General features: G+C 70.1%; 18 protein-coding genes. 9 read left to right on the top strand and 9 right to left on the bottom strand.

What is annotated here, in order from left to right; translation table 11 throughout:
• Positions 1–26: 26 nt before the first annotated feature.
• The 3 genes from BMY89_RS02790 (at position 27) to BMY89_RS02780 (ending at position 6,137) form a co-directional block, all read left to right on the top strand.
• Positions 27–1,253 (top strand): trypsin-like serine peptidase, encoded by a 1,227-nt coding sequence (locus tag BMY89_RS02790; RefSeq protein ID WP_092374274.1) that lies wholly within the window; start codon positions 27–29, stop codon positions 1,251–1,253.
• Between the two features lie 284 nt (positions 1,254–1,537).
• Positions 1,538–5,533, top strand: coding sequence for an SGNH/GDSL hydrolase family protein (locus BMY89_RS02785; protein ID WP_092374271.1), 3,996 nt, complete (start codon positions 1,538–1,540; stop codon positions 5,531–5,533).
• Between the two features lie 82 nt (positions 5,534–5,615).
• Entirely contained in the window at positions 5,616–6,137 is a 522-nt protein-coding gene (locus BMY89_RS02780) for a hypothetical protein (protein ID WP_139217888.1), read from the top strand.
• Between the two features lie 83 nt (positions 6,138–6,220).
• Here BMY89_RS02780 and BMY89_RS02775 read toward each other — a convergent pair whose 3' ends face one another.
• On the bottom strand, positions 6,221–7,804 hold the full coding sequence (locus tag BMY89_RS02775; protein ID WP_092374265.1) for an alpha/beta hydrolase: 1,584 nt from the start codon (positions 7,802–7,804) through the stop codon (positions 6,221–6,223).
• Positions 7,805–8,266: 462 nt separating this feature from the next.
• Between BMY89_RS02775 and BMY89_RS02770 the strand changes: the two genes are divergently transcribed.
• The gene (locus BMY89_RS02770) at positions 8,267–8,671 is read left to right on the top strand and encodes a hypothetical protein (RefSeq protein WP_092374262.1); all 405 of its coding nucleotides are present in this window, start codon (positions 8,267–8,269) and stop codon (positions 8,669–8,671) included.
• 27 nt (positions 8,672–8,698) lie between these two features.
• The gene (locus tag BMY89_RS02765; protein ID WP_092374259.1) at positions 8,699–9,970 is read left to right on the top strand and encodes a glycosyltransferase; all 1,272 of its coding nucleotides are present in this window, start codon (positions 8,699–8,701) and stop codon (positions 9,968–9,970) included.
• Positions 9,971–10,373: 403 nt separating this feature from the next.
• Here BMY89_RS02765 and BMY89_RS02760 read toward each other — a convergent pair whose 3' ends face one another.
• Both BMY89_RS02760 and BMY89_RS02755 read right to left on the bottom strand, forming a co-directional pair.
• Positions 10,374–10,787 carry a VOC family protein gene (locus tag BMY89_RS02760; RefSeq protein ID WP_092374256.1) on the bottom strand — a complete coding sequence of 138 codons (414 nt, stop codon included), beginning with the start codon at positions 10,785–10,787 and terminating at the stop codon, positions 10,374–10,376.
• Entirely contained in the window at positions 10,784–11,146 is a 363-nt protein-coding gene (locus BMY89_RS02755; RefSeq protein WP_092374253.1) for a DUF1801 domain-containing protein, read from the bottom strand. Before BMY89_RS02755 ends, BMY89_RS02760 begins: the two co-directional genes overlap by 4 nt.
• Positions 11,147–11,276: 130 nt before the next feature.
• Between BMY89_RS02755 and BMY89_RS02750 the strand changes: the two genes are divergently transcribed.
• A complete protein-coding gene (locus BMY89_RS02750) occupies positions 11,277–12,227 on the top strand; it encodes a LysR family transcriptional regulator (protein ID WP_232521019.1) in 951 nt (316 codons plus the stop codon).
• A 20-nt stretch (positions 12,228–12,247) separates the two neighbouring features.
• On the opposite strand, the gene BMY89_RS02745 is transcribed toward BMY89_RS02750, so the two are convergent.
• Complete coding sequence (locus BMY89_RS02745; protein WP_092374250.1) at positions 12,248–13,234, bottom strand: helix-turn-helix transcriptional regulator; 987 nt, start codon at positions 13,232–13,234, stop codon at positions 12,248–12,250.
• Positions 13,235–13,287: 53 nt separating this feature from the next.
• Here BMY89_RS02745 and BMY89_RS02740 point away from each other — a divergent pair, with 53 nt between their 5' ends.
• Both BMY89_RS02740 and BMY89_RS02735 read left to right on the top strand, forming a co-directional pair.
• Positions 13,288–13,971, top strand: coding sequence for an alpha/beta fold hydrolase (locus tag BMY89_RS02740; protein ID WP_092374247.1), 684 nt, complete (start codon positions 13,288–13,290; stop codon positions 13,969–13,971).
• Between the two features lie 34 nt (positions 13,972–14,005).
• Positions 14,006–14,827, top strand: coding sequence for an alpha/beta hydrolase (locus tag BMY89_RS02735; protein ID WP_146610362.1), 822 nt, complete (start codon positions 14,006–14,008; stop codon positions 14,825–14,827).
• A 157-nt stretch (positions 14,828–14,984) separates the two neighbouring features.
• Here the strand turns inward: BMY89_RS02735 and BMY89_RS30230 are convergent, their stop codons facing one another.
• The 5 genes from BMY89_RS30230 to BMY89_RS02715 all read right to left on the bottom strand — a co-directional run bounded on the left by BMY89_RS30230 (position 14,985) and on the right by BMY89_RS02715 (position 17,612).
• The gene (locus tag BMY89_RS30230; protein WP_170147593.1) at positions 14,985–15,131 is read right to left on the bottom strand and encodes a hypothetical protein; all 147 of its coding nucleotides are present in this window, start codon (positions 15,129–15,131) and stop codon (positions 14,985–14,987) included.
• 151 nt (positions 15,132–15,282) lie between these two features.
• Positions 15,283–15,675 (bottom strand): YybH family protein, encoded by a 393-nt coding sequence (locus BMY89_RS02730; protein ID WP_092374241.1) that lies wholly within the window; start codon positions 15,673–15,675, stop codon positions 15,283–15,285.
• Between the two features lie 80 nt (positions 15,676–15,755).
• Entirely contained in the window at positions 15,756–16,319 is a 564-nt protein-coding gene (locus BMY89_RS02725; RefSeq protein WP_092374238.1) for a dihydrofolate reductase family protein, read from the bottom strand.
• Positions 16,320–16,381: 62 nt separating this feature from the next.
• Entirely contained in the window at positions 16,382–17,338 is a 957-nt protein-coding gene (locus BMY89_RS02720; RefSeq protein WP_092375455.1) for an RNA polymerase subunit sigma-70, read from the bottom strand.
• 55 nt (positions 17,339–17,393) lie between these two features.
• A complete protein-coding gene (locus tag BMY89_RS02715) occupies positions 17,394–17,612 on the bottom strand; it encodes a hypothetical protein (RefSeq protein WP_092374235.1) in 219 nt (72 codons plus the stop codon).
• 140 nt (positions 17,613–17,752) lie between these two features.
• Here BMY89_RS02715 and coaD point away from each other — a divergent pair, with 140 nt between their 5' ends.
• The gene (coaD, locus tag BMY89_RS02710) at positions 17,753–18,211 is read left to right on the top strand and encodes a pantetheine-phosphate adenylyltransferase (protein WP_232521018.1); all 459 of its coding nucleotides are present in this window, start codon (positions 17,753–17,755) and stop codon (positions 18,209–18,211) included.
• Positions 18,212–18,225: the final 14 nt, after the last annotated feature.

Here is an 18,225-nt window from a genome sequence, read left to right as displayed (position 1 = left end):
GTTCCGGTTCCTCGGGAGGAGCGACGATGAAACATGCCCTGCGACGCCTGCGAACGGTGGCTGTCACGCTCAGCGCCTGCACGCTCGGGCTGAGCCTGCTGTCGGCACCCGCCGAGGCGTACTCGGTTCAGCCTCTCGCTCCACAATCCGACCGGGCACCCGAGTCGGATCAGTTCACGGCCGAGGGCGTGACGACAGTCGGTGAACTGCGCACCGTCGACGGCTCGCTGTCGTACGCGCGCAGCGGCCGGACCCAGGTCATCCAGCACCCCGGCGCCACGTACGTCAAGGTGCACTTCAGCTCCCTTCGACTGGCCCCCGGCGAGTACGTCACCGTGTCGAGCCCGGACGGTCGGGAGAGCTACCGGTACGACCGCCACCTGAACCGGGCGACCGGCTCGGACTACACCACCGACGGACAGCCGGGCTTCTGGGCGATGTCGGTGGAGGGTGACACCGCCGTGGTGACGCTGCACAGCAGCCGTGCCTCCCGGGGCAGCGCCGCGACCATCGACCGGTTCTGGCGCGGCTACGACCGCACGGAGATCGCGCAGTACAACTTCTCCACGCAGTCCGTCTGTAGCACCGATGCCCGCCGCGACGTGGTCTGCTACCAGAGCAGCCACCCCACCGAGTACGCCCGTGGCAACGCGGTGGCCCGGCTGTTGATCAGTGGCGGCGGCATGTGCACCACCTGGCGGATCGGCAACACCAACCGCATGCTGACCAACAAGCACTGCTTCTCGACGCAGGCCGCGGTCAGCGGCAGCGAGATGCAGTTCAACTACCAGTGCGCCACTTGCGGCGGCGCGAACCCCGGCGCCGGCACCAAGGTGAGTGGTGCCACGCTCTACCGGGTGAGCAGTGGCGGCTCCAGCCAGTTGGACTACGCCCTGTTCTCGGTGAACAACTTCGCCGCCATCCAGGGGTTCGGCACGCTCTACCTGGCGACGACCGCCACCACCACCGGCACTCAGATGTACATCCCGGGGCACGGCGACGGCAGCCCGAAGCGTTTGTCGATCTTCGAAGACGCCCAGAACGGCGCGCGATGCACCGTCCGGAACGCGAACTACAACACCTGGAACATCAGCTACAGCTGCGACACCTCCGGCGGCAACTCGGGCTCGCCGGTGCTGAACAGCAGCCACCGGGTGATCGCCCTGCACCACCTCGGGGGCTGCCCGTCCAACCAGGGCGCGAAGGCACACCTCATCTACAACGAGATCGCCAGCCTGATCGACAACGGCTGATGCCCACCGGCCGGGTGGGGGCGTGCGTCGCGTCCCCACCCGGCCGACGGACAACCCGAACAGGGAGCGCAACACGATCGCACCAGCGACCGGAACCGACCGGCCTGCGGTCCCGGTAGCCCCGGCCGCGGCGGGTGATTCCAGGTCGGCGGCGATGGCGCCGTGGTGGGGCGGCGATGACAGCCGCCGGCAGACTCGCGCCGACCCGGTGGCGGCACCCAGAGGACGCCCGCGCCGGGTGACCCCTGGGAGGCGCGGTTGTGAGAGTTTCCAGATTCAGAGCGGTGGCGGCGTGCACGCTCGCCCTGCTGACGGTCGGCGCGGCAGCCGGGCCGGCCAGCGCCGCACCGAACCCTGGTGGCGGTCCCGGAAACGGTGTCGCACCGACGACCGGAGCGGATGCCGGCGCCGGATCGGCACCACGGACGCAGCCGGACACCGTCGACCCGGACCGCCGGGACACGCTGCTGGCGAAGGGCTGGCGTTCGTCGCAGGACGTCGCCTGGACCACCTTCGGTGACGCCGAGGGATTCCACGTGCTCGCCGCTGACGCCCGCACCGGTTACACCTGGCGCACCGTGACCAGCCTGGCCGAGCCGGGCTTCGACGCCGACCAGTGGATCGGCAACGCCTGCCTGACCGGATCAGGTCGCCGGCTGGTGGTGGTCTACGCGCCGCGTACGTTCACCAACGACGCGGACCTGTTCGACCGGGGCGGGTTCACGGCGGTGGTCGACCTCCGCAGCGGCGCGGTGCGCAAGCTGCCGGTGCAGAGTTCGCTGGCGTACTTCAACCCGGGCTGTGGCGCCGGTGAGACCGCCGTGGTGACGCAGTTCGGCGGCAAGCTGGTGGACGACCCGTCGGCGACCCGGGTGGAGAGTCGGCTACGCACCGTGGACGCTGCCGCCGGCACCGTCTCGGCGCCGGTGAAGCTGGCCACCGAGGTCACCTCCGCGGTGCCGGTCGGCGACGCGGTCGTCGCCGCGGCGAACGGCGCGCTGGTCGACGTCGCGCCGGACGGCACGACGCGGCGGATCGCGCCCGCCTCCGGGGTGCCGTTCCGGCTGGTCCCGGATGGCTCCGACGGCCTGGTCTTCCTCGATCTGGCCGAGCAGCGGGTACGCGTCAAGCGGACCACGCCGCGCGCCGGTGCCACCGTGCGCACCCTGGCCGAGGGGGCGGAGGGCGAGCTGAGCGTCGCCCGGGGCGCCGCCGGCCGGGTCTTCCTCACCGGCCGGCCCGACCGGGTCGGCGCGCTGCCGGCAGGGATCCGCGCGGTCGACGCCCCGCAGCACAGCGAGATCTCCTCACTTGGGCAGCTCGCCCTGACCCGGGTCACCAGCCCGGGTAGCGGCGACCCACGCGCGGCGACCCGGGAGCCCGGGGTGCCGGAGCAGGTCCAGATCAGCGCCACGGCGCTCGGCACCGGCGGCGACGTCGCGTTCGAGGTGCGGCCGGAGGCGACCGGGACCGCCGCCGCCAGCGGCCGGGCCGCGCATCCGAAGCTCGGCACCCCGGCTGGGGAGGGCCCGACCGCCGGTGCCCGAGCCGCCGCCACCGGTTCGCCGACCGACCCGGTGGAGGCCGAGCGGTACTGCTCGGTCCCCCGCAACGACCCTCGGAACCAGGCGCTGCAACCGAAGCCTCGGCAGGTCGAATGGGCGGTGAACCAGGCGATCACCAACTCGCTGCACGTGACCCGGGAGGCGAACTGGAAGAACCTGGGAATGCCCGCGTACACCCCGCAGGGCCTGTTCCCGCGCCGGGATCTGCTCGGTGGTGGTCGGGTGCCGGCCCAGATCATGCTCGGCATCATCGCCCAGGAGTCGAACATGTGGCAGGCGTCGCGGTACGCGCTGCCGGGTGTGACCGGCAACCCGCTGATCGGGAATTTCTACGGCCGCGACGTCTACAACGACACCCCGGACGACGACTGGGACATCCGCTGGGAGGAGGCCGACTGCGGCTACGGCGTGGCGCAGGTGACCGACCGGATGCGGCTGGCCGGGCGGGAGAAGCCGGGCGAGACGGCGCTGCCGTACCAGACCCAGCGGGCGGTGGCGCTGGACTTCGCCGTCAACGTCGCGGCCGGGCTGCAGATCCTGCAGGACAAGTGGAACCAGACCCGGTCGGCGGGGTTGGTCGTCAACAACGGCTACCCGGCGTACATGGAGAACTGGTTCTTCGCCATCTGGGCGTACAACTCGGGCTTCTACCCCGACAAGGGCGACGGGTCGCCGTGGGGTGTGGGCTGGCTGAACAACCCGATCAACCCACGGTACGACCCGGTGCGCAAGCCGTTCCTGGAGGAGACCTACGCCGACGCGCGGACGCCGCAGAAGTGGCCGTACCCGGAGAAGATCATGGGTTGGGCCGGGCACCCGGTGGAGATCAGCGAGTCACCGACGACCCTGGTCGCCGGATACCGGGCCGCGTGGTGGTCCAGTGTGGCCTCGCGGGCCGCGGTGAAGCCGCCGAGGGAGCAGTTCTGCGACGCCACGAACCACTGCGACCCCACGGGCCGCTATGTGCCGAACGACCCGGATGTGATCGGCGAGCCGGCCGGGCCGTGCGCGCACCGCAACGCGGCCGGCTACTACGACCTGCGCTGCTGGTACAACCAGCCGGTGGCCTGGAAGGGCGGGCCGGGGTTGGCCTGTGACTGCGGCAACGAGGTGTTGCGCTTCGATCCGGGGTACGCCTACCAGGAGGACGGCACGAGCTTCCCGCCCCGGTGTGACCTGTCCGGGCTGCCCTCCGGCGCCCGGGTCATCGACAACCTGCCGGACGGGGTGCCGGCGGTCCGCTCCGGCTGCGGCCGACCCTGGTCGAACGCGGGCAGTTTCGGACTCCGGTTCGGCAGCAACTACTTCGGTGAATACCCGTCCAAGGTGGACTTTCATCAGCTCGGTGGCGGGTTCGGTGGGCACTTCTACATGGGTTACACCCGCAAGGAGGGCAACCTGAACGACCAGATGAAGATCACCGGCACCTGGACGATCAACCCCACCAACGCGTGGACCCGGGTCCTGGTGCACATCCCAGACCACGCCGCGTACACCCGGCAGGCCGACTACAAGATCTACCTGCCCGGTCAGAGCACCTCGACCCGGCACCGCTCGGTGCCCACCCGATGGCAGCAGCACAAGTGGCTCGACCTGGGGGTCTTCGACTTCCGGGGCAGCGGCACCCCGAAGGTGGAGCTCTCCACGGTCTCCCAGGACGGCGACGGAGTCCACAAGATCGTCTGGGATGCGATCGCGGTGCAGCCGCTGTCGGCCAAGCCCCGGCACTTCGTGGTCGGCATGGGCGACTCGTTCTCCTCCGGCGAGGGAGCCGGGGAGTACACCCGCGTCTCCGACCAGTACGGCGACGACCGCCCCTTCAAGAACTCCTGCCGGCGCAACGCCCACGGCTGGGCACGGCAGGTCGTGCTGACCGGGGCACCGGACGGTCGGTCGCTGGGCAGCCTCTCCGACAGCCTGCACACCAACGTGGACTTCCACCACATCGCCTGCGCCGGGGCGCAGACCCACCACGTGATGGCCACCAGGACGGCGGCGGGGCAGCCCGCACCGGCCAACGCCATGGGTAACGTCCCTCGGGACACCTCCAACGGGGAGCTGACCCAGATCGACCAGGGCTTCCTGGACGAGAACACCACGCTGGTCATGCTCACCATCGGCGGCAACGACGCCGGCTGGACCGACGTGTTCGGTGAGTGCGCGCTGAAGAACTGCATGGAACCGGGCTTCACTCTGCCCGGCGACAGCCAACCGATGACGGTGGCGGTTCCGGCCCGTTTCCGCGACAAGATCAAGCTCGACGTGCGCCGGGTGGTCACCGAGATCCGGCAACGAGCACCGAACGCGTGGATCGTGCTCGCCGGCTACCCGCAGATCTTCAAGTCGGGCACCACGTACGACATCAACCCGCTGCCCGGGGTGTCGATCGGGATCACCGCCGAGGAGGTCGACTGGCTCAACGACATGGCCCGGGTGGCCACCACCGAACTGCTCTACACGGACATCGCCAACAAGATCAACGGCATCGACGTACGGGCCGACTTCGCCGGGCACGAGCTCGGCACCGCCGACACCACCGAGAACTGGCTCAACGGCTACATACTGGGCGATGCGTTCCGCTTCGCTGACGACGACGGGGAACCGAACGACTCGTACTTCGGTGCCGGTTCCTTCCACCCGAACGCCAACGGCTTCCGAGCGTACGGCGGGGCGGTCTCCGACCGGCTCTCCGCGCTCGGCTACCGCTGGAGCTGACCGGCGCCCCTGGCGCTCACTGCGCCACCCCGGCGTCCCCGCTCACGGGCGGGGACGCCGGTCCGTCCGGAAGGAGAATGTCGTGTCCGAGCCGTCGTCGGGACCATCCGATTCGCGGCCCGCGTCGGCGGCGGCGCAGGGCCCGGGGTTCGTCGACTCAAGACTGCCTGCATCCTCGGTCTGGCGGGTCACGATTGCCGCACTGCTCGGTGCGGTGATCGGCACCGTGATCGGCGCGACGTGGCAGGCGTTGAGCGAGCCAGACCGACCGGCCGAGGACTCTCTGGGTCTGCTCCACCTCGCCCTGGTGCTCGGTCTGCCGGTGCTGGTCGTGGTGAGCTGGGGTGTACTGGCGCTGACCGGCCCCGCATGGGTGGCGCCCACAGTGACCATCGCGGGGCTGGCTGCCGGAAGCTACGCCGTGGGCGTGTACCAGAAGACCACGGGGACATCGGGGGCACCGCCGGTCGCGCTCCCTGCGCTGGCCTGGTGCGCCAGTTACGCCGCCGTCGCGCTCGCCTGCTCACCCCGGGTGTCCCGGCTGCTCCGGGGCGCCATGCTCGCCCTGCTGATCGCCCCGGCTGTGCTGTTTCTCGTCCGCTGAGACCCGGGCTCAACGGTCGGTTGCCGCCAGCGACGGAGATGACCGGCTCGCCTCGGCGCGCCGGCCACCTCCACCCTCATCGGTCAGAACAGCCAGGTCGGCAGCTCCGGCTCACCGCGCAGCGGGACCATCGGCTGCGCAGCGGGGCCGGCATCCTGGTTCGGTGCCCGACCACGAGCACCGTCTGAGGTCGTGCCGGGCGGCGGTGCCGCGGCGCACCGGGTACCCTCCGCCGGCACGACGAGGTCGATCAGGTACGCCTCGATCGCCTCGTCCGCGCAGGCCACCCGGCCGTACACGATGTGCCCCCAGCCCTCGTAGGTCAGCAGTTCGGCACGGTCACCGAACTGGTCGGCGGCACCGAGCGCCCAGTTGTAGCCGGTCGCCGCGTCGTGCAGCGAGTTGGCGAACAGGAGCTTCGCCTCGTTGGTCGGCGTGATCCGCCGCTGCGGGTTGTTCGCCGGGGTCGGCCAGCCCAGGCAGATCGCGCCGACCGCCGCCCGTGGCGGGTTCGGTAGGTCCGGCGCGGCGAGTTGGGCCGCGGCGGCGATGGAGCGCCACTGCGTGAAGTTGGGTGCCGTCAGGTTCCAGTCCTGACAGAGGACCGCCTGGTACGCGAAGGCCACGACCGTCGGTTCCGCCTCGGCCGACTCCCGCGCCGTCGCCGGCACCGACGTCCCCCATGGCCGTCCCGAGTCGACCCGCTCCAACTCGGCGGCGATCTCAAGCCAGTACGGCTGGTGGTTCACGTTGTTCAGCACGAAGTTGACCAGGTCCTGCTGGGTGATCTTGTAGCTGTGGTCGTCCGGGTCCGGCAGCTCACCCCGGGCCGCGCGGTCGAGCAGCCGTTGCCAGAACTGGCGGATGTTGCGGCCGTACAGGGCGCACTGCTGCAGCCGGGCACAGCCGGCCACGAACTCGTCGAACGAGTCCTGCCCGGTGGCCGCCTGGGTGACAGCGAAGCCGCGGGCGTCCTGACTGTGATCCATGGTGCTGTCGGCGACGATGGCGCGTACCCGGTGCGGATACAGTTCCGCATACTGCTGGGCCATCAGCGTGCCGTACGACATACCGAAGAAATTAAGCTCGGCGTCACCGACCGCCGCCCGAATGGCGTCGATGTCCCGGATCACTTGCAGCGTGTCCACGTGGTCGAATACCGGCCCACTGTTGGCGCGACAGTCATCGGCCAGTGCCCGGCTCGCGGTGGCCATCGCAGCGAAGGAGCCGGGCGTCGTGATCGGCTCGCTCGGCAAATCGAGGATCCTGTCCAACGTGCACATGATCGGCGAGCTGCGAGCCACCCCACGTGGGTCGAATCCGACGATGTCAAAATGACGACGCAATTCGTCGCCATAACTGGCCCACAGCGCCGAGTCGACGCCGGAGCCACCCGGCCCGCCCGGATTCACGATCAGCGACCCACGGCGTACCGCCGGATCGGTGGCCGGCCGCTTGGCCAGCGCCAACTCGATGGTCGGGCCATCCGGATCGGCCCAGTCGACCGGTACCTCCAGGGTGCCGCACAGGGCACTGGAATCCTGCTCGCAGGGCGCCCACTGCACGTCCGGAGTCGGGGACGCGGACGCGGACGACGGGGCGAGCGGCACCAGCACCACCCCCACAGTGACCCCGGCGATCAATCGCTGGATCAATTTTCTGCGCATGCTCCCTCTCCCAGATCTTCCCGGCCCCCTGCCGGGCGTTGCCGAAGTTAGCGAATCCGTCGGGGCCCGGGGTTACCGAGAAGTGTCGTCGGCAATACCGTTCGGATCGACCTGATCAAGAACGGGCCGAAAGGGATGTCGACTTTTCCGCGCTCACCTACGTGAATTGTCAGGTCACTGCCGTCCGAGGGGTTGCCGTGACGGGCATTTCGGCACCCGGAAAGAGGCCCGCCCGACGTCTGTCAACATGGCGGAAGTCACAACAAGAATCGAGGTTCATATTCACCTCGTCGGCGCTCTCCTGCAACGTTCGCTAAAACTGCGTGACGAACTGGAAACGCCACAGCGCGTCGAGTCCCCGGGGAGCGCGCCCAGCACCGTCCGGTGATCCGCCGCCTGACGTGGAACCGCGCCGGGCGCCGCGACGTCCGACCCACCATGCGGGCACCAGGGTTTCGAGCGTTGGCCGTCGCAACGCTGCTGGCCGGCTGTGCGGCCCAGCCGACCCCGGCCGCTGGGCCAACCTCCTCGCCGTCCATACCTCCGACAGCAGCGGGCACGCGGGACTGCGGCACACTCACCCTCCGCCAGGGCCAGGAGCTGCCACCCGACGCGCTGCAATGCGTCATCGAGGCCACCGAGACCCGGCAGCCGGCCCAACTGGTCGTCACGCTTCCGACGATCGAGGGCGACCCCATCACCACCAGCTATTCCGTCACCGCCGACGGACAAGTGGAGGTGACCACCGACGCCCGGGCTGACCGGCTCGGCTCCGGAAACGTGGAGCGCCAGACCTGCACCGGGCCGACCATCCAGGACGGCCTCAGGCTGAGCTTCGCCACCTGCTCCAGCCCCGAGGTCGGCTGAGGCGTATCCGGGGAGGCGTCGAATGGCATGAGGATCGCCCATTTCTGTGACAGCCACCCGGATCGCCCCGACGGCGTGGCGACCGCCGTCGCGGCCACCGTGTCGCTGCTGCGGGGTGCCGGCCACGAGGTGCAGCTCTACCAGCCAGCGCCGTTGTTGGGCGGCCGGGGCGAGCCCTACCGAGTGCGCTCGGTGCCGGTGCCACTGCGCGAGATCCGCTTCGGCGTGCCGCGCTTCGCCGCTCGGCGGCCGCTGCCGGACATCGTGCACATCCACACGACCGGGCCGATCGGGATCGGCGGGCTGCGGTACGCCCGAGGGCACCGGATCCCCGTCGTCATGACCTGGCACATCGACCTACTCGCCTACTCCGCCTTCTTCCCCGAGATTCAGATCGGCGCCGCACTCGCCGCCCTGCATCTCCGGCTCGGGTGGACGGCCCGCGACTACCTGCGCCTGATCCGGCCCGGCACTGGACGCCAGGATCAGCTGCTTCGCCTCGGCGATGCGTTCATGGATCGCGTCTCGCTCATCCTCGCGCCGTCGGACAAGACCGCGGCGAGTCTCGCCGGGTTCGCCCGAACGCCACCTGTTCGGACAGTGCCGACGTCGCTGACACTCGCCGACGACCCGTTGGACCGGACGGAGATCCGTCGGACACTGGGCATCCCCCCGGCCGTACCGGTGGTGCTCGCGGTCGGCCGGGCCACCCCGGAAAAGAATCCGTCCCTGCTGCTCGCCTCGTTCGCCCAACTGCTGCGGCAGATCCCCGACGCCCAGTTGGTGATGCTCGGCGTCAGGCAGCGGCGCCGCGCCCTGCTGCGCCTGGCCCGCGAGGTCGGGGTCGTTCATGCGCTGCGGATCGTGCCGCCGGTCCCGCACGCGCGGATGGGCGGGTACTACCGGATGTCCGACGTGCTCGCCTTCGCGTCGACCACCGACACCCAGGGCCTGGTGCTTCTGGAAGCAGAACAGGTCGGCCTCCCGCTCGTGCTCGCCGATCCGGCGCTGGCCACCCGTCCGGGTGCCAACCCGAACGAAGCCCAGGTCGGCCGGCTCAGCACACCGCCGCGAGCGGCACCGTTCGCCGCCGCACTCTGTCGAGTGCTTTGCGACCCGGAGCTGCACCAGCGGCTGGCCGAGGCGGGCCGAGACGCGGCCGCCGCCTATCCGGCGAGCCGCTACCTCGACCAACTGCTGGCGGCCTACTCCTCGGTCCACCCATCGCGCCGGATCGGTCCAAGGCGGTACGAGCAGCGCCGAGGCAGGCCGACCGATCAGCCTCCAGGTAGTCCCTGACGCCGACGGGGGCGTCAGCGGAGTGGACGGGGAAGAGGCACTTCCCCGCTTATCGCCTTCCTGGCCAATTCGGTGCGTTGTGGGTGGAGAGCGTCGTCGTGTAGAGGGTGGCTAGGCACGTTGATGCATTGTTGGCCCGGCAGGGCGCTGCAAACGGGACATTGGAGGAACAGCCCGCTGGATGGCACAAGTTCGACACCCTGTGCCAGGGCCGATCTACCGATCGTGACAATCGCCTTGTACAGGTCGTAGTCCTGGTGCCGGGCAGCGGCAGCAGCCACCTCCCGCATGCCCTCCCAGAACTTTTCGGCTGCCCTTGGTTCATTGATGTCTACCCGCACGATCGCGCATCCCCACCGTCGAGCCGGGCAAACCCCCCGTCCAGCGTTTCCAGAGCTGTCGGTTACGGGTTGGGGAGTCTCGCCGGTTCCGCGTCCGCCGGGTACCAGCGGAGTTCGACGGTGTTGCCGTCCGGGTCCTGAACGTAGAGGGAGAGGCCCTCGCCTCGGGCGCCGTAGCGGCTCACCGGTCCTTCGAGGACGGTGAACACGCCGGCGGTGATGACGTCGTGCCAGTCCAGCGGGTCGACCACCAGGCAGATGTGGTCGACGTTCGACTCGCCTCGGTGGTGCTGGACCAGATCGATGATGGTGTCCGGGGTGATCCGGACGGAGGGGAATGGGACCCGCCCGGCCCGCCACTCGTCGACGCGCATGGTTTCGAGGCCGAGCATCGTCGAGTAGAAGGCGAGTGATCGCTCGACATCCTCGACGTTGAGGACCAGGTGGTCGAGAGCCCTGACCTGCACGATGCTCACTCTGCCTCCAGGGCGCGCGCCTGGCGCAGCCAGTCGGCGAAGAGCGGTTCGTCGATGTCCGCGGTGGTGGAGAGCCGCACCGAGGCCATCTGCCGGGCGCCCGGGATCAGACGATCCGACCGATCGGTGACTTCCTGGCCGCGCCACAACCCAAAGGTGAGGTACGAGGTGTAGGCCTTGAGCAGGCAGATCGGCTGCCGTCCCGGGGCCTCGCCGAGTCCCCACACCGGGTTGCCGTGCCACATCACCCCGGCGGCGTCCGCCAGCGTCCCGTCGATGACCGGGCGTACCACCTCGGCCGTCTCTCTCAGTGCGGCGTTGAGTCCGGCCAGGTAGTCGTCGACGCTTGTCGTCTTCATGATCGTTCCTCTCGATCCCTTTGGGGAACGTTCGCTCAGTGGTGCCTCCAACGATTCGCGAAAGGGCGACGCCGACCAAGCCATGATCGGACTACGATCGTTGAGCCGGATTCAACGAAAGAGCGGCGGGATGCTGGAGCGACACGAGATCGAGACCTTCCTGACGCTCGCCGACGAGCTGCACTTCGGTCGTACCGCCGAACGCCTGCGGGTGACCACCGGCCGGATCAGCCACGTCATCAGGAAGCTGGAGCGGCGGGTCGGGGCTCCGCTGTTCGAGCGCACCAGTCGAGTCGTCCGCATCACGCCCATCGGCCGGCAGTTGGCCGACGACCTGGCCCCGGTGGTCGAGCAGATGGACACGGCCCTGCGCCGTGCGATCGAGGCCGGCCGTGGCGTGACCGGCCAACTCCGGGTGGCGTTCCTCGGTGAGTACCTCGCGCCGGTGCTGCTCAAGGCGGTCAAGCTGTTCACCGCCCGGCACCCCGACTGCGACGTGGACGTACGCGAGGTGCAGCTGTCCAGCTCACGGGCCAGCCTGCTGGACGGCTCGATCGACATCCTCGTCGCCTCGTACCCGTTCGACGGCATGGCTCGTGGGCCCGCGCTCATGGTGGAGCGGCGCGTGCTGGCGGTGGCCGTCACACACCCGTTGGCCGACGCGGAGTCGGTCTCGCTGGAGGTGCTCGCCGACCACCCGGTCGTCCAGTATCCGGCGATAACGTCAGCGGCGTTCAAGCGGGACCGCACGCCCGAGCACACGCCGTCCGGCCGCATGATCCCCAAGGGCCCGCACGGCAACACCTTCTCCGAGATGCTGTCCCTCGTCGCGATGGGCCGGGGCGTGCTGCCGGTGGGCGAGCAGACCGAGCACTACCACCCCCGCCCCGACATCGCCTACGTACCGATCCACGACGCCCCACCCATCGAGCGCGGACCGATCTGGCTGGAGGCAAACACGACCACGCGGGTACAAGAGTTCGTCCAGGCCGCGACGGACGCCAACACTCCGCACCCGCGGGCCCGGACCGGTTGGCGACCGACGGTCGAGCAGACGCGGCGAGCCGACGGCGTGGTCTGAGGTTCGCTACGGCCCAGAAATCAGCATCTACTTCGCGATTGTGTTTCCGATGAAGGTGAAAGCGCCGCGCCGAAGCGGGCGGCAACCGTGGCCACGGCGGCGCGTAGTTCGGCACCCTCCTCCACAACGAAATCGAACGGGACGGTGGCAAGCCACTCCTGCGCGTACATCGCCGGGTTTCGGGTGCTGCCGACCAGCACGCACCGGTCGCCGTCCGGCTCGAGGCGGCCCATCGGCGGGCGGATCCACGGCGCCACTTTCTCCCGCGGCGCGTCGAACACCACCCGGGTGGGGTATTTCCAGCCAGTGCCGAGATTCTCCTCGAGCGCGGCGACCGGATCCAGGTCGCCGGGCGGTGTGAAGCCGTGCGGGGTGTGCCGCGTGGCTCGGATCCGGTCGACCCGGTAGGTGCGGATCGCGTCCGCGCGGTGCGAATGGCACAGCAGGTACCAGCGTCCGTGCCGCACCACGACCGCCCACGGGTCGACCTCGGCGTCCCACTGCTCGCCGCTCTCACTCCGGTAGGTGACCAGGATGCGGCGACGGTCGGCGACGGCGGTGACCAGCGCGCTGATGATGGTGGGGTCGGGGCGGGTCGACTGCCGGTCCGGGGCGGCCGAGGCGTAGGCCCACAGCGCCGCCGCCTGCCGTCCGATGCTCTCGGGGAGGGCCCGGATGACCTTGCCGAGCGCCGAGCCGACCAGGTCGTCGGCGTCGATCGCGGCCGGTTGCCCGTCGAGCACAGCCATGACCAGGCCGAGTGCCTGCTCCTCGGTGAAGACGACCGGCGGCAGCCGGGTGCCCCGGCCCAGCCGGTAGCCCCCGTACGGGCCGCGAGTCGACTCGACCGGGATGCCGGCCTCGCGGAGGATGCCGACGTAGCGCCGCGCGGCCCGCTCCGTCACGCCCAGCGACGAGGCGAGCTGGTCTGCGGTCGTGCCGGGACGGGCCTGCAGGATCTCGAGCGCGCGCAGCGCCCGGGCGGTCGGGCTCGGACCAGTCGACACAAGGAGCAGGGTACCGGAAGCAGATCGTCCGGAATTGGTTCTAGGTTGATCGCATGACCGGAGAACAGATCGTGCTCGTGGGTGGCCTGTGGCTGGACGGTTCGGCGTGGAGCGGCGTCGCCACCGAGCTGACGAAACGGGGCCGGCACGCGGTGCCGGTGACCCTGCCGGGCCAGGGCGACGGGCACACCTCGGCGACGCTCGCCGACCAGGTGGCCGCGGTGCTCGCCGCCGTGGACGCGGAGCCCGGCGGGTCCGTGGTGGTGGGGCACTCCGCCGCCTGCACCCTGGCCTGGCTGGCGGCCGACGCACGGCCCGGACGGGTGGCCAAGGTGGTGCTGATCGGCGGGTTCCCGTCGGGCAACGGGCAGCCGTATGCGGACTTCTTCCCGATCGTCGACGGCGTCATGCCGTTCCCGGGCTGGGAGCCGTTCGACGGAGCGGACGCGGCGGACCTGGACGAGCCGGCGCGGCAAGCGTTCGCAGCGGCGGCGATCCCGGTCCCCGCCGGCGTGGCCAGGGGCGTCGTACAACTGACGGACGAGCGGCGGTTCGACGTACCCGTCGTGATGGTGTGCCCCGAGTTCACGCCGGCCCAGGCGCGCGAGTGGATCGCCGCTGGAGACCTGCCCGAACTGACCCGGGCAAAGCACGTCACCCTGGTCGACATCGACTCCGGCCACTGGCCGATGCTCACGCGCCCAGCGGAGCTGGCGATGATCCTGGCGACGGTCTAGCAACGTCCCCAACGATGAGGCCGGCACAATCCGCTTGCAGCCGCATGTGGTCGATGATCGGATGCCGTCCATAATGACGGCCTGCCGCGAGTCGTCCACCCTCTATCAAGCTGCCGACGGCAGGGAACTGCCCCTGCTGCTCTTCGAGCCGGGCGATGGGACGCGGCCCCGCACCGGCATCGTCGTGTTCCATGGCGGCGCGTTGCGCGAGGGATCGGCCGACGGGCTCGCCCCGCACTGCCAGAAACTGGCGTCGCGCGGAATCCTCGCGGTGTCAGCCGGGTACCGGCTGCTCGGTCAGGGCGCTGCCAGCATCGACGACTGCATCGCCGATGTTCGGCGCGCGGTCGAACAGTTCGGCCGGCTGGCCGCGCTGCGCGGCCTGGAAGCCCCACATCTGGCCTCGGGTGGCAGTTCGGCCGGAGCCCATCTCGCCCTCGCTGCCGCGATGATCGCCCCGAGCGAGCCCGCCCCGGCACCGGAGCCCGGCGTCGCAGCCGTCGTGGCACTCAATCCAGCAGGGACGGATCTGCGCTTGTTCGACCCAGCAGTGCGACGCCACCTCGAACACCAGGTCGGCATCGCCGCCGGCAGACTGACCGACTACTCGCTGATCCGGTACGTGCGGTCAGGAAATCCGCCGATGCTGATTCACCACGGCACCCGCGACGAGATCGAGCCGATCGAAGGTGTGCGGCGGTTCCGAGACGCGATGGTGCGCGCTGGCAACGAGTGCACGCTACGCGAGTACGAGAACGCCGCGCACGGATTCCACTACCCCGGCAACGGCGCGCACTTCGACGACGTTGTCGACATCACCGCGCGGTTCCTCCTCGATCGGATCGCAGCGAATTAGACCGGCAGACATCCACTCCCACGGACCTGGTACCGCTTGCACCACCGTCTCGCGTTCCCGCCGTCGCGGTGGACGCAGTCCGTTCCCGGGTGCAAAGCGGTAGGCCGGCTTCCATGCTCTGGCTGCCGGCCTACCGACGACGGACCTCATCGACAGGTCAGCCGGTGATCACCGGCCAGGCGTAGGCGAGCAGGGCGAAAGCGGCACCCAGGAGCGCGAGCGAGACGCCCCGGGTACGCAGTGGCAGGGCGGCGAGCACGAGCAGGATGACGGCGACGATGTAGAGAAATGCCTGGACCGACATGGAGCTCTCCTTGATCAGGGGATGGATGGCGGCTCACGCTGTCCGCCGGGTGCCCCCGTACCCATTCGCGCAGGCTCTCTACCACCTGCCGGTCAAACTCGTCGATGGCGGCGGCACGACCGGGCGAGGTGACGGGTCGCGAGTTCCTCGGTCACGATCCCTCCGGTGGGTTGGCCGGCTGCTGTCCCGGCCAGAACGGCCACTCCTCGAACGACCGACAACGTCCGTCATCGGCGAACCGCATGATCCACAGGTCGCGGTACTCCTGGTCGACCGGATCGCCGTAGCGGACCTCCTGGCGCGAGACCGCGGTGTCGCCGTCGACCGCGACGATCTCCGTGGTCATCTGGAACACCTCGTCCGGACCCTTGCGCTGTTCTTCCCACATCCGGGCGATGGCCGGCAGGCCGACGACGGGCGTCCAGTACGGCCCCTGGCTGTAGCTCGCATCCTCGGTGAAGAGCGTGACCAGCGCGTCCGTGCCCGGCGTCCGCCACACCTGCTCGTAGGCGGCGATCCAATCGTCGACCTGCTTCCTGTTCATGGACAACACCTTGCCACTCAGAGGGCGGCAGGCGACGGGAACCGGCCAGCCGCGGAAGATTCAACGCCAGCGCGCTCCGGTCAAGGCTTGACCGGCCGGTACCGCACACTCAGCTCGGCCGTGGGGTCGCCGGCACCGACCCGGTGGAGGTAGTGCGGCCGGCCACCGGGGAGGTCCAGCAGCCGGATGCCGTCGCCGAGCAGCACGGGCGCGATGTGCAGGTTGATCTCGTCGAGCAGTCCGCGTTCGAGAAGCTGGCCGCCGATCGTCGGCGACAGCACCTCGACGTTCCGGCCGCCGGCCGCGGCCAGCGCGATCCGCACCGCCTCGGCCACGTCACAGTCGAGGAACGTGACGCCGTCGGCGGGCTCGGCGTCCTCGGGGTGGTGGGTGAGCACAAAGATGGGTCCGGTCCAGTCGCCGCCGTAGACCATGCTCGGATCCGGGAACTGGTCCCAGCCGCGCCGGCCGCCCAGGATTGCGCCGGTGGTCCTGACGTACTCGTCGATCAGGCCCGGCTGGGGCGAGATGCCGGTCATCATCCAGTCCATCTCGTGGTTCGGCCCGGCCACGAACCCGTCCAGGGACATGGTGAAGTGCCAGAGCACCTTGCCGTTCGCGGTCTGCGGTTCGATGTCGTTCACTGCTGTCTCCTCTGCCGGCTGATTACCTCGTGCGGTATTGAGACGGCATCCACCGCGGAACCTCATCGGTCCAGGGTGGGTGGGAGGTTGAACGACGGGAACAGGGCCGGCTCGTGGAACGCGACGATCTCGGCTATCCGGCCGTCGCGGACCCGCAGCACGCCGATACCGAACGGCTCGTACGCGTGCCCGCCCGGCGGACACCGGTACGTCGCCGCGGCCAACTCGCCGTTGGCGCTCGCCGGCACCATGCGCAGCGTTCCGATGTAGTCGGGTGAGCCGGCGTCCCAGCTCGCCGACAGCGCTGCCAGCACGCCGTCGCGGTCGGCGAACCACTCCGGGTACGGCGGCATCGTCGCCCGCACGTCCCGCGCCAGCAACTCCGCGACCTCGGTCAGGTCGCCGCGCTCCACCGCGGACATGTAGCGGCGCAGAATCCTGCGGTCGGAGTCGGTGGGCGGGGCTGACGGGGCCCAGTCCGACCGGCCGGGCGGCAGGTGGGCGCGTAGGGTAGCTCTGGCCCGCTGCAGGGCGCTGTTGACCGAGGCGACACTGCCGTCCAGGGCCTCGGCCGTCTGGCGGACCGGCCAGCCCAGCACGTCACACAGGATCGTCGCGGCGCGCTGCCTCGGCGGCAGGTGCTGGATGGCGGCCAGGAACGCCAGCTCCAGGGTCTCCTTGGCGACCACCGCGGCCTCCGGGTCGTCGGCGCTCGACGCCACCGGCTCCCACAGGTGGCCGGGGAACGGCTGCAACCACGGGCCGTCCGGCGAATCGGCCTGGTCGGGCAGCGTCCGGCGGCTCCGGCCGTCCAGGAAGTCCAGGCAGGCGTTGGTGGCGATCCGGTACAACCAGGCGCGCAGTGAGGAACGGCCCTCGAAGCCGTCCCGGCCGCGCCACGCCCGCAGGAACACCTCCTGGACCAGGTCCTCCGCCTCGTCGAACGACCCGAGCATCCGGTAGCAGTGCACCCGCAGCTCGCCCCGGTGCCGCTCGGCACGTTCGGCGAAGTCGTTCACCGGGTGGCCCTCCGCTCGGCCCACCACTCGCCGAACGCCTCCTCCGAACCGAACCTCATTCGCCCGACGGTATCCGGGCCGGCACCGCGACGCGTGTCAAGGGGACCCCAGGCCGGCCCGGCCGGGCGAGTTCGCCGCCCCGGGACCGCAGGAACGGGCGTTCCAGCAGGAGGTATCCCAGTGCGGTGCCGGTGAGGGCGATTCCGAGGCCGACGGCGGCGACCGCCGGGGCCGGCAGCCCCCACCAGCCGCTGCTGAGCAGCGTGATCGGCATCCGGCGTCTTGTCGGCGGCAGACCAGGGTGTCGGCGGTGGTCGGTGACGACATGGCCCACAGTCGGGTCGGCACAGGTACGGCTGGGATGATCGTGGCCATGTGGTGGGAGTCGCGGTGACGGCCACGTCGGATCGTGGAGTGGCACGGGCGCACGGTTCGTTGGCGGTCTATCCCGGTACGTTCGATCCGTTCACCCCGGGGCACCGCGACCTGGTGGCCCGTGCTCGGGTGATGTTCGACCGGATCATCGTGTTGCTGGCGGTGAACGCCGACAAGCAACCAACCGCCGAGGCCACGGCCAGGGCCGCACGCGTACGCGACACCATGCCGGCAGCCTGGGCCAACGTCGAGGTGGACACCTGGACCGGCCTGACCACCGCCTACTGTCTGCGTCGCGGTGCCACGGTCATCGTCCGCGGCCTGCGCACGGCCGCCGACCTTCGCTACGAGTACCAGCTCGCGGCGATGAACGAACAACTCGGCATTCAGACGGTCTGGTTGCCGTCCCGTCCGCAACTGGCCGCCACGTCGTCCACGGTCGCCCGCGCATACCGCTCGGCACAGTCGGCCCGCCCGTCGCACAACGCGCAGGAGTGACGCCCGTCAGGGAT

Source organism: Micromonospora phaseoli (assembly GCF_900109115.1).
GTDB classification, from domain to species: Bacteria; Actinomycetota; Actinomycetes; order Mycobacteriales; family Micromonosporaceae; genus Micromonospora; species Micromonospora phaseoli.
The sequence above is the reverse complement of the archived record's forward strand: the minus strand, read 5'-3'. Positions and strand labels throughout refer to the sequence as shown.